The sequence below is a fragment of the Pirellulales bacterium genome (genome assembly GCA_035546535.1).
In the GTDB taxonomy this organism is placed as follows: Bacteria; Planctomycetota; Planctomycetia; order Pirellulales; family JACPPG01; genus JACPPG01.
Genome location: DASZWQ010000099.1, coordinates 1 through 10,797, shown reverse-complemented (window position 1 = coordinate 10,797; position 10,797 = coordinate 1). Strand labels below are relative to the sequence as shown.

The following is a 10,797-nucleotide window of genomic DNA, read 5'->3' as shown; positions in this document are numbered from 1 at the left end:
GCAGTAGGCAGTAGGCAGTAGGCAGTAGGCAGTAGGCAGTAGGCAGTAGGCAGTAGGCAGTAGGCAGTAGGCAGTAGGCAGTAGGCAGTAGGCAGTAGGCAGTAGGCAGTAGGCAGACGATAGTGATGGCGACTTACAAGCGCAAGACTGATTTCGTCGATTATGAGAATTGCACTTGCATTCTTTACTGACTACCGGCTACTGACTACGGACAACTAGTTCCATGCATTGTCACCGCTTTCACGATCGCCCCCTTTCTCGTCGCGAGATGCTGTCGCGCTGCGCGAATGGTTTTGGCGCGGTGGCGCTCGCGGCGCTAGCGGCCGACCCGGCTTTCGGCGCAACGGCATCGTCGGCCGACTCGTCTACGGTGCCCACTGGCCCTTTGGCCGAGCGGCCCGCCCATTTCCGGCCTCGGGCCACGCGCGTGATCTTCCTGTTCATGGATGGTGGACCGTCGCAGGTCGATACGTTCGACCCCAAGCCGCGATTGAAGCGCGAACATGGCCAGCCGATCCAGGTGCCCGTCGCGCCCACGCAGTTCGATAATGTCGGCACAGTTCTCGATTGTCCGTGGGCTTTTCATCAGTACGGCGAAAGTGGCATCCCGGTCAGTGATCTGTTCCCGCACGTCGCCCGCTGCGTCGATGACATGGCGATCATCCGTTCGATGACGTCGAATTTTTCCGAGCACACGAACGCCAATTACTTCATGCACACCGGCAGCGGCCAGCAAGGTCGCCCCAGCATGGGCGCCTGGGCCACGTATGGCCTAGGGAGCCAGTGCCAGAATCTGCCTGGCTTTGTCGTCCTCAATAGCGGCATGATTCCGCCCGGCGGCGCCGATTGCTTCGGCAGTGGTTTTTTGCCGGTCGCCTATCAAGGTTCGTCATTTCGCGGCAGTGGCCAACCCGTGGCTGATCTCGACCCGCTCGAAGCGCGGCCCGAGTTGCAAGCGAGCAAAGCCGCGCTGATGCGGCAGCTCGATCGGCAGTTGCTCGCGCGCACTCCGCATGATGATCGCCTGGAAGGAGCGATCGCGAATTACGAATTGGCATTCCGCATGCAGTCGGCCGTGCCCGAACTGAGCGACCTTTCGGGCGAGACTCGCACGACGCACGAGATGTACGGACTGGATGATCCGCGCACCGAGGTCTTCGGACGCCAGTGCTTGCTTGCGCGCCGCCTGATCGAGCGCGGCGTGCGCTTCGTCGAACTACTCCCGCAAGACCTGGGCTTCGACCGCTGGGACCAGCACAGCAAGTTGAAGGAAGGGCACGCCAAGAACGCCTTCGCGACCGATAAGCCGATCGCCGCGCTACTCACCGACCTCAAATCACGCGGGCTTCTCGACGAAACGCTGGTCGTGTGGGGCGGCGAATTCGGTCGCACCCCCATGGCCCAAGGATCTGACGGCCGCGATCATAATCCCTTCGGCTTCACGATGTGGATGGCCGGCGGCGGTGTGAAAGGGGGCGTGATCCACGGTGCCACCGACGATTACGGCTATCACGCCATCGCCGACAAGGTGCAGATCCACGACCTGCACGCCACGATGCTCCACTTACTGGGCGTCGATCATCGGCGGCTCACCTATCGCTTCGGCGGCCGCGACATGCGTCTGACCGACGTTCACGGCGAGCTCATTACGCCGATTCTGGCCTAGCGGACCGGCAAAAAAGGACCTTGGGTCACCCTGCTTCTTGCCAGTCGATCCCCCTCCAAATAGTTAGCTAACAAAATAATTTTTGGCTTGATATTGACGGCAATTTAGCGGCATGCTTGAATACCTACCGTTCGGTATACGTCCCTCCTGGGTTGCCAATTTTACGCAACCCGACAATTCGACGGTCCTCGCGTTTCAACCAAACCTCGCCTGATGTCCATCCCTGTTTCCCATGGCGTCGCCTCGAGTGAAATCGCTGATCGCATTGCGCGCGCTGCGGCTCGGCTCTTCGCCTCGGAGGGGTACGACGCCACAAGCGTGCGAAACATCGTCGAGGCGGCGGCCGTTACGAAGCCGACGCTGTACTACTACTTCGAGAGTAAGGAATTGCTGGCACAGCGGCTACTGACCGACGCGCTGGATAACCTGGCCGTCGGCCTGCGCCAGATTCTGGCGGGCCCGGGCACCGCGACCGAAAAACTCGTCGCGCTCGTCGAAGAGCATTTCCGCCTCTGCCGTGAACAGCCCGACCTGGCTCGCTTTACCTACGCCGTCTTCTTCGGCCCGCGCAATTCACACCTCTCGGCCATGATGGCCGACCTAGGTCAGCACCTGGCTGAGCTGGTTGCTAGCGTCGTTGGCGGACTGGCCACCGAAAGAATCATCGCCGCCGAGCGAATCGAGGAATGCACGGCCGCCGTGCGCGGGCTGGTGGCAATTTACACGATGGACTATTTGTACCGCGACCTGAACCTCGACGCCGGCCTCGCGCGTCGTTTAGTTACCGATTTGTTGGATGGGTTTGCCGATCACGCGAGACGCTCACTGAGCGAATCGCAAAGGAATTGAAGTTATGCGAAGTTCGGGACAAAAAATCTTATTCGCCTGCGGCGGCCTGCTGCTGTGCATTTGTGCCGTTGGCTGTGGGCACGATGATGTCGAGCCACTGGCCGCGCAGACCGGCCCCAAGGTCGTGCCGGTCACCGTGGCAAAGGCCGAGCGGCGCACGGTGGAAACCACGGTCGACGTCGTGGGCACCCTCAAAGGTTGGGAAGATGTCAAAGTCGGCGCCGAGAAATCGGGCCGCGTGGTCAAGGTGCTGCATGACGTGGGCGACCGGGTAAAGCCGGGTGAGCCGCTCGTGGAGCTCGAAGCGATCAACGCCGACCTGGCCGTGCGCCAAGCCGAGCAGCGACTGATTTCGGAACTAGCCAAGCTCGGGCTGCATGAACTTCCCAAGGGAGATTTCAACATCGCTCAACTGCCGGCGGTGCGTCAGGCCCAAGCGGCGGCTGATCGAGCCGAGCAAAAATTCGCTCGAGAGCAACGGCTGGCCGAAAAGAAAGTGAATACCGCCGAATCGTTCGCGGATGCCGAATTCGAGCTGCGCGACAAGCAAGCCGCACTCGATAACGCGATTCTTTCCGCCCGCGCCACACTGGCCTCGGCCATGGCCAGCCGCGTGGACTTGGAGGTAGCCCGCCAGGCGCGCGAAGATCTGATCGTGCGTGCTCCCGAGCCGACCAAGCCGCCGACCGGACTCAACGAGCCGATCGAGTATGCCGTCACCAAGCGCACCGTCTCCGAAGGGCAGATGATCCGCGAGGGGGAAGAAGTCCTGCACCTGATCATCGACAAGCCGCTGCGGATGTGGGTCAATGTGCCCGAACAATACACGCCCTACGCCACCGTTGGGCAGGAAGTGCGCCTCACCGTGGCCTCGCATCCGGGCCGCGTCTTCGATGGCACCGTGACGTGGATCAATCCGGCGGTCGACGTCGACAGTCGGACCTTCCAGGTCGAAGTGGCGATTCCCAACGAAGATCGCGCCCTGCGGCCCGGCGGATTCGTCAAAGCCTCGGTGGTCACCAAGCGGGCTGATGAGCGCACGGTGGTGCCGATCGAGGCCATCGTTCGCTTTGCGGGCGTAACCAAGCTCTTTGTCGTCAATGACGGTAAGGCACGCGATATCCCGGTGGAAACTGGCACCGAGGGGTCCGGCTGGATCGAGGTGCAGGGCGACATGCCGACCGACGCTACCGTGGTCGTCAGCGGCCAGACGCAGTTGGCCGATGGCACCTCGGTCACGATTCGGCAGCCGGAGGAGCCCGCCGCCGAAGCCGCCCGCGCCAAGACGGATCACGAACGCTCTCCCTCAGACACCACCGCCGGTTAAGTCTTCGTCGAACGGTTACGCACTATGGGCATCTCGGACATTTGCATTCGCCGACCGGTTTTCACCTGGGTGCTCGTCGCCTCGCCGGTGGTGCTCGGCATCTTGTCGTACTTCCGGCTGGGCGTCGATCTCTTTCCGAATGTCGACTTTCCGGTCTGCGCCGTCACCACCACGCTGCCGGGCGCCAGTGCCGAGGAAATGGAAACCTCGGTCACCAAGCCCATCGAGGACGTGATCAACACCGTCTCGGGTGTCGACGCGATCCGTTCGGTCAGCTCCGAGGGTATGTCGATCGTCACCGTGCAGTTCCTGCTCTCGAAGAACGGGGACGTGGGCACCCAGGAAGTGCGCGACAAAGTCAGCTCGGTGCTTTCGCAGCTTCCGAAGGGGACCGAAAAGCCGATCGTCGACCGCTTCGAGACCGACGCCATGCCGATCATGACGATTGCCATCTCGGGCAAGCGCGACTTGCGCGAAATCACGGAAATGGCGCGCAAGCAGATCAAGGAGCAGTTGGAGACCGTCAGCGGCGTCGGCCTGGCCACGATCGTCGGCGGCCGTACCCGGGCCATGAACGTCACGGTCGACACCGATAAGCTTGTAGCGTACAAGCTGTCGATCGATGACGTGCAAGCAGCGCTCGAGCGGCAGAACATCGAAGTGCCCGGTGGTCATATCGAACAAGGCCCGCGCGAGATGGTCGTGCGCACGCTGGGCCGGCTCACCAACGCCACTGAGTTCAACAACATCATCATCGCCAACCGGGGCGGTTACCCGATCCGCATCAAAGATGTGGGCGCGGCCGTCGATTCGGTCGAGGAACCACGCTCGCTGGCCCGGCTCGACGGGCAGCCGGCCGTCAGCGTCATGGTGCAAAAGCAGTCGGGCACGAACGTCGTCAAGGTGACCGACGACGTCAAAGCCAAGCTCAATCGCGTCCGCGCCACGTTGCCGTCGGACGTACAGATCGAAGTCACCCGCGACCAGTCGCGGTTCGTCAAGAAATCGATCGAAGAGGTCAAATTCCACTTGCTGTTGGCCGCGGGCCTGGTGTCGGCCACGATCCTGCTCTTCATTCGCGACTGGCGCACCACGATCATCGCCACGTTGGCGATTCCCACGTCGATCGTGCCGACCTTCGCGTTCATGTATTACATGGGCTTTACGCTCAACAACATCACCATGCTCGGCCTGATCCTGGCCATCGGCATCGTCATCGATGATGCCGTGGTGGTGCATGAAAACATCTTCCGCCACATGGAAGAGCACGGCCTGAACGGCATGGAAGCGGCCCGCATTGGCACGCGCGAGATCGTTCTGCCGGTCATGGCCACCAGTCTGTCGCTCGTCGTGATCTTTCTGCCACTGGCGTTCATGGGCGGCGTGGTCGGGCGATTTTTCAGTAGCTATGGCCTGACCGTGGCGTTTGCCATCGTCATGAGCCTGTTCGTCTCATTCACGCTCACGCCCATGCTGTGCAGTCGCTTCCTTAAGCTCGAGCCGGGCGAGGAAGGGCACGCCAAGAGCAAGTCGGGCTTCATCTGGCGGTTCATCGACGGCGCCTACGGGCTGATCTTGCGCGGTTCGCTCCGTGCCAAGTGGCTGGTCGTCGTCGTCACGATCCTGGTCGTACTGAGCACGGTGCCCATCGGCCGGATCATGGGACTGGCGCTCATTCCCCGCGACGATCAGAGCGAATACGAAGTCCACGTCATCACGCCCGAGGGTTATGCCCTGGAGCGCACCGACAAAGTGATGAGCGAGCTGGAAGCGAGGTTGTGGAAACTGCCCGGCACGGTACACGTCTTTACGACCATCGGCAGCACCAACCGCAGCGCCAAAGGGCAAGGGAGCGTCACCGAGGGTACGATCTACGTCCGAATGGAAGAGCTAAAGGATCGCGACTATTCGCAATTCGCGATCCAGCAACAGGCACGCAAACTGTTGGCCGACTATCCCGACCTGAGGGCGAGCGTCAACGACGTTTCGCCCTTCCAAGGGGGCGGAAGGGCCCAGGTGTTTCAGGTCGAAATGCACGGTCCCGATCTGGAGGGGCTGGCGAAATACTCAGACGAACTGATCGAACGACTGCGCCAGAAGGGTGGTTTGTCGGATCTCGACACGACGCTCGCACTACGAAAGCCGGAGTTGCAAGTCGTGGTCGATCGCGAGGCGGCCAGCGACCTGGGCATTTCGGTCGGCACGATTGCCGATTCGCTGCGAATTCTCGTGGGCGGCATGCCCGTCTCCACCTTCCGCGACGGCGGCGAGCAATACGACGTCTGGCTGCGGGCGCAACCAAGCGACCGCTCGAGCGTGCAGGATCTGTACGGACTGTCGGTATCTTCGCCCAGGGTTGGCGCGGTGTCCCTCTCGAACCTGGCGCGACTCGACGAACAGCGCGGGCCAAGCCAGATCGAACGCAAGGATCGGCAGCGGCTCGTGACGGTGCTCGCCAATCCCGACGGTATCGCGCTCGGTGAAGCCGTGACGCGAAGTCGCGAAGTCCTCGAAGAAATGAACCTGCCGCCGGCCTATTCGTTTAATTTCGGCGGACAGGCCGAGACCTTGGCCGAGACGGGCTATTACCTGATCATCGCCTTCGTGCTGTCGATTCTGTTCATGTATCTGATCCTCTCGGCGCAATTCGAGAGTTGGTCGCAACCGATTGCCATTCTGATGGCCTTGCCCGTAACGATTCCGTTCGGCCTGTTGTCGCTGGTGCTCGCGCGAACGCCGATGGACATTTACGCGATGTTCGGCCTCTTTATGTTGGTGGGCATCGTCAAGAAAAACGGCATTTTGCAGATCGACGCGACGAATCAACTGCGCGAGCGCGGCATGCCCCGGCACGAGGCCGTGATCGAGGCGAATCACACCCGCTTGCGGCCGATTCTCATGACCACGGTCATGCTCGTGGCGGCCATGGTGCCGATCGCGCTGGGTACCGGCCCGGGCTCGGGCGCGCGGGCCAGCATGGCCAAGGTGATTATCGGTGGCCAGTCGTTCTCGCTATTGCTCGCGCTGATCGTCACGCCGGTGTTCTACGTGCTCTTGGATTCGTTCGGCAACTTCTTGCATCGCATCGGCATCCGTTTCTCGGTCGAGCAAACGCCGAGCAAGCGGCCTGAGCACGATTCGCCGCCAACGCCCGCGAAGCCTGCGCCCGAGCATGACGAGATGACCGAGGAAAGCCTGGTCTAGGGCCGATTCATCCTCTCTTCGGCATGGCCTATCGCGTTCCATGCCCCTCCGCGTCTCTAAGCAATGCGGCCCGGTGTCAGGGGCGCCAGGATTAGCCACCGACGAAATCGAAGCATATGATGCTGATGAACGATTCCTCCGCACTCATCACTCATCGCTCCGCACTTCTTCCATGACTCTTGGCTACGAACCCGCACAGGCCATCGCCGCGATCGGCCGGGCCGACAAGCACATGGCGAAATTGATTCGCCGCGTCGGACCGCTCGATCTCACGCAGCGCAAAATGGACAATACGTTCCAGACGCTCGCCCGGGCGATCGTCTACCAGCAGCTCTCGGGCAAGGCGGCGGCCACAATCCATGGGCGCACTATCGCCGCTTTTGGGACACGCAAAAAGCTTTCGCCCGAGCGGCTGCTGGCGGCCAAGGACGAAGCGCTGCGCGCCGTAGGTCTGTCGCGAAACAAGGCCGCCGCGCTTCGTGACCTGGCGACCAAGACGCTTGATGGCGTCGTGCCCACGGTCGCCAAGCTGCACAAGATGAGCGACGAGGAGATCATCGAGCGGCTGACAAGCGTCCGCGGCATCGGCGTGTGGACGGTCGAGATGCTGCTCATGTTCCGTCTGGGCCGCCCCGACGTGCTGCCGATTTCGGACCTGGGTGTGCGCAAGGGGTTCATGCTCACGTACGGCCATAAAGAACTACCGAAGCCAACGGCCATCCTCGAACATGGCGAGCGCTGGCGCCCGTACCGCTCGGTAGCCAGTTGGTACCTGTGGCGTGCCTGCGACGTGGCCGCCAAGGCACCCGTGCCGATGTAGAGCATTGCCAGCATGCGCATCATCCCGGTTCTTGACCTCATGGATGGCGTCGTGGTGCGCGGCGTCGCCGGCCGCCGCAGCGAATACCGGCCGATCGAAAGCACGCTCTGTTTGAGCGCAGAACCAACCGTGGTCGCCTGTGCGATCGTCGATCGCTACCGTACGACCGAGTTCTATATCGCCGATCTCGACGCCATCGCGGGCAGCGAGCCGGCGTGGGGCATCTACGAAGAGATCGCAGCGACGGGCGCGCGGCTGTTGGTCGACGCCGGCGTCGGTGACGTCGGCCGCGCCCAATCGCTGGCGGACTTTCGCGCGGCAGGAGAACCGCTGGCCGGCGTCATCGTGGGGCTCGAAAGTCTCGCGCCCGAGTGCGTCGATGGCGTCCTCCGCGCGGACGATCAGCACCTCGCAGCCACGATCGCTCCTCTGTTACGTGCGATCGGCGCCGAGCGGCTGGTCTTCAGCCTCGACCTGAAAGGCGGTACGCCGCTGACAAACGTCCGCGCATGGCGCGCGACGGAGCCGCTTAAACTTGCCGCTTCCGTAATCGACGCGGGCGTGCGGCGTTTGATCATTCTCGACCTTGCCGACGTTGGCGTGGGTGAAGGCGTTGGCACCCTGGCCCTCTGCCAGGCGATACGCGCGGAGTATCCGCAAATCGAAATCATTGCCGGCGGCGGCGTGCGCGGGCCGGGCGACCTGCGGCAAATGGCGGCGTGCGGCTGCGACGCGGCGCTCGTGGCCTCGGCGCTGCATGATGGACGTTTGAGCAAGGAGGCGCTAGCGCGAATAGATGAGCGCTGAGACGAGGTCACTCAAAGGGCGTTTGCCCGGCTCTATGGCTCCAGCCGCCATTGGGTTTATTTGACATACATTGTACTTCTATGTATAAGGCATGAAGTAGCTCGGAGCAGTGCGATGATCAGCAAAGACCTGGTAGCCGCCTCGGCGCGGCCATTGGTGCTCGCCATCCTCGAGAAGGGCGAGAGCTACGGCTACGCCATCATTCAAGACGTCCGTTCGCTATCGGGCGGCGAACTGGCGTGGAGCGACGGCATGCTCTATCCGGTGCTCCACCGCCTTGAAAAAGAGGGGCTCATCAAGGCGACTTGGAAGATGTCCGACGAAGGTCGCCGGCGCCGATACTATAAGGTCAACCGCCGCGGATCGCGGGCGCTCGTCGCCGAACGGCGCCAGTGGATGGCAGTTCACACAACCCTTAGCAGGCTATGGGGAGCGGAGACATGTTCGACCTAGATTCCGCCATCGCGCGGTGGCGCGTGGCGCAGCAGCAAAGCGGCGTTCAGAATGACGATCTCGACGAGTTGGAAAGTCATCTGCGGGACACCGTCGCTGCGCTGGGCAAGAACGGCCTGTCGACCGAGGAAGCCCTCGTCGTCGCCGTTCATCGCCTCGGTTCGCCACAGGAAATTGCCGTGGAGTTCGCCAAGATCGACCGCGCGGCCGTCTGGATCAATCGGCTGGTTTGGATACTAGCCGGCTATATGCTTACGAATCTGGGGGCACTCGGGATTGCCATTTCGACGCGGGCTGGCCAATTACTCGCTGCTAGGTACCATGTCTCGCCCTCTGTCGCCATGACGGTGGCTTGTTATGCGCCGTTTGCGCTGATTGCCGTGATCGGATGGGCCCTTTACGGAACGCGGCTTGGCAGGGTAGCGGCGCGTGTTTTGAATGCTGCGCGCCGCACTCTCTCGACGCCATCGTTGGCAATCGTCTCGTGCGCGCTGATCTTGTCAGCCTATCAGGTTGATTTCCTCCTACGCCGACTCTCCTTTACCCTCCCCTTTGCCGAAAGTCAGCGGGTTGGGCAGAGAATCGCCGTGCGGGACGGGTTCCTCATGATCCTTGGGCCCATGGCAGCGGCCGTCGTCGCCCTTTGTCTCGTGCGCTATCGACGACGAAAGAACCAATCGCAAGAGCTTGCGCAATAGAATCCCCCGCGTTCCGAAGGCCTTCGCGCTTATCCGCCCATTAATCCGCTCAGCGCTTCGATCACGGCCACTTGGGCGAACGCTTTTCCAAGAACGCGGCCAGGCCTTCCGCGGCAGCCTCGGTGGTGCGCGAGGTGGCGCTTGCAGCGGCCCCGGCGGCTAACAATGTGCTCAAGTGCTCGCCGATCGTTTCATTGAGCAACCGCTTGGTGAGCAGCAAGGCCTCGGGCGCGCTTGTAGCACACTCCTTGGCCAGCTCGACGGCCCGCACCCAGGTCTGATCGGCCGGCACCAGTTCGTGAAACGCGCCCAGGCGGAAGGCCTCTTGCGCGTCGATCAGGTTCGCTCGCAAAAGCATATGCGCCGCATGGCCTGCCCCGATGCGAAACACCAAGAGCGGCGCGACCAGCCCGGCCACGATGCCGCGGCGCGCCTCGGGAAAACCAAATCGCGCGTTATCGGCCGCCACCACGATGTCGCTGGCCAGCACCAGTCCTGCGCCGCCGGCGACGGCCGGACCGTTAACCGCGGCGATAATCGGTTTGGGAAAGTGCAACATTGTCTCGAGCAGTTCGAGATACAGCACCGAATCCTCGTGCCACTGCGCGCGCGGATCGTCGCTTTCCTTCGTGGAGCGCATCTCGGCCAGGTCCATGCCCGAGCAGAAGGTCGAACCCGCACCCGTTAGTACCACGGCCCGCACGCGTCGTTCCATGTGCAAGTCGCCGAATGCTTCGACCAACGCCCGCAGCACGTCACGCGACAACGCATTGCGCCGCTCGGGCCGATCGATGATGATCGTGCCGGCGTTCTCGTGGATATTGATGCGAACGGTCATGGGATAGTAGGCAGTAGGCAGTAGGCAGTAGGCAGTAGGCAGTAGGCAGTAGGCAGTAGGCAGTAGGCAGTAGGCAGTAGGCAGTAGGCAGTAGGCAGTAGGCAGTAGGCAGTAGGCAGTAGGCAGTAGGCAGTA

The 10,797-nt window shown here is 62.1% G+C and carries 9 protein-coding genes; 8 read left to right on the top strand and 1 reads right to left on the bottom strand.

Features of this window, described 5'->3' with window-relative positions:
* Positions 1–223 precede the first annotated feature (223 nt).
* The 8 genes from VHD36_12640 to VHD36_12605 all read left to right on the top strand — a co-directional run bounded on the left by VHD36_12640 (position 224) and on the right by VHD36_12605 (position 9,824).
* Positions 224–1,666 (top strand): DUF1501 domain-containing protein, encoded by a 1,443-nt coding sequence (locus tag VHD36_12640; GenBank protein HVU88158.1) that lies wholly within the window; start codon positions 224–226, stop codon positions 1,664–1,666.
* 213 nt (positions 1,667–1,879) lie between these two features.
* Positions 1,880–2,515, top strand: coding sequence for a TetR/AcrR family transcriptional regulator (locus VHD36_12635; protein HVU88157.1), 636 nt, complete (start codon positions 1,880–1,882; stop codon positions 2,513–2,515).
* Between the two features lie 4 nt (positions 2,516–2,519).
* Complete coding sequence (locus VHD36_12630; GenBank protein HVU88156.1) at positions 2,520–3,842, top strand: efflux RND transporter periplasmic adaptor subunit; 1,323 nt, start codon at positions 2,520–2,522, stop codon at positions 3,840–3,842.
* 24 nt (positions 3,843–3,866) lie between these two features.
* On the top strand, positions 3,867–7,046 hold the full coding sequence (locus VHD36_12625; protein HVU88155.1) for an efflux RND transporter permease subunit: 3,180 nt from the start codon (positions 3,867–3,869) through the stop codon (positions 7,044–7,046).
* A gap of 172 nt (positions 7,047–7,218) precedes the next feature.
* On the top strand, positions 7,219–7,866 hold the full coding sequence (locus tag VHD36_12620) for a DNA-3-methyladenine glycosylase (protein HVU88154.1): 648 nt from the start codon (positions 7,219–7,221) through the stop codon (positions 7,864–7,866).
* A gap of 12 nt (positions 7,867–7,878) precedes the next feature.
* Positions 7,879–8,673, top strand: a complete 795-nt coding sequence (locus VHD36_12615; GenBank protein ID HVU88153.1) for a HisA/HisF-related TIM barrel protein — start codon at positions 7,879–7,881, stop codon at positions 8,671–8,673.
* Positions 8,674–8,787: 114 nt separating this feature from the next.
* A complete protein-coding gene (locus tag VHD36_12610; GenBank protein ID HVU88152.1) occupies positions 8,788–9,126 on the top strand; it encodes a helix-turn-helix transcriptional regulator in 339 nt (112 codons plus the stop codon).
* A 23-nt stretch (positions 9,127–9,149) separates the two neighbouring features.
* Complete coding sequence (locus VHD36_12605; protein HVU88151.1) at positions 9,150–9,824, top strand: permease prefix domain 1-containing protein; 675 nt, start codon at positions 9,150–9,152, stop codon at positions 9,822–9,824.
* A 61-nt stretch (positions 9,825–9,885) separates the two neighbouring features.
* Here VHD36_12605 and VHD36_12600 read toward each other — a convergent pair whose 3' ends face one another.
* On the bottom strand, positions 9,886–10,662 hold the full coding sequence (locus VHD36_12600; protein ID HVU88150.1) for an enoyl-CoA hydratase/isomerase family protein: 777 nt from the start codon (positions 10,660–10,662) through the stop codon (positions 9,886–9,888).
* Between the last annotated feature and the right edge of the window lie 135 nt (positions 10,663–10,797).

Coding starts and splice junctions, on each gene's coding strand:
- VHD36_12640 (HVU88158.1), top strand. CDS start 224: ATGCATTGTCACCGCTTTCACGATCGCCCCCTTTCTCGTCGCGAGATG.
- VHD36_12635 (HVU88157.1), top strand. CDS start 1,880: ATGTCCATCCCTGTTTCCCATGGCGTCGCCTCGAGTGAAATCGCTGAT.
- VHD36_12630 (HVU88156.1), top strand. CDS start 2,520: ATGCGAAGTTCGGGACAAAAAATCTTATTCGCCTGCGGCGGCCTGCTG.
- VHD36_12625 (HVU88155.1), top strand. CDS start 3,867: ATGGGCATCTCGGACATTTGCATTCGCCGACCGGTTTTCACCTGGGTG.
- VHD36_12620 (HVU88154.1), top strand. CDS start 7,219: ATGACTCTTGGCTACGAACCCGCACAGGCCATCGCCGCGATCGGCCGG.
- VHD36_12615 (HVU88153.1), top strand. CDS start 7,879: ATGCGCATCATCCCGGTTCTTGACCTCATGGATGGCGTCGTGGTGCGC.
- VHD36_12610 (HVU88152.1), top strand. CDS start 8,788: ATGATCAGCAAAGACCTGGTAGCCGCCTCGGCGCGGCCATTGGTGCTC.
- VHD36_12600 (HVU88150.1), bottom strand. CDS start 10,662: ATGACCGTTCGCATCAATATCCACGAGAACGCCGGCACGATCATCATC.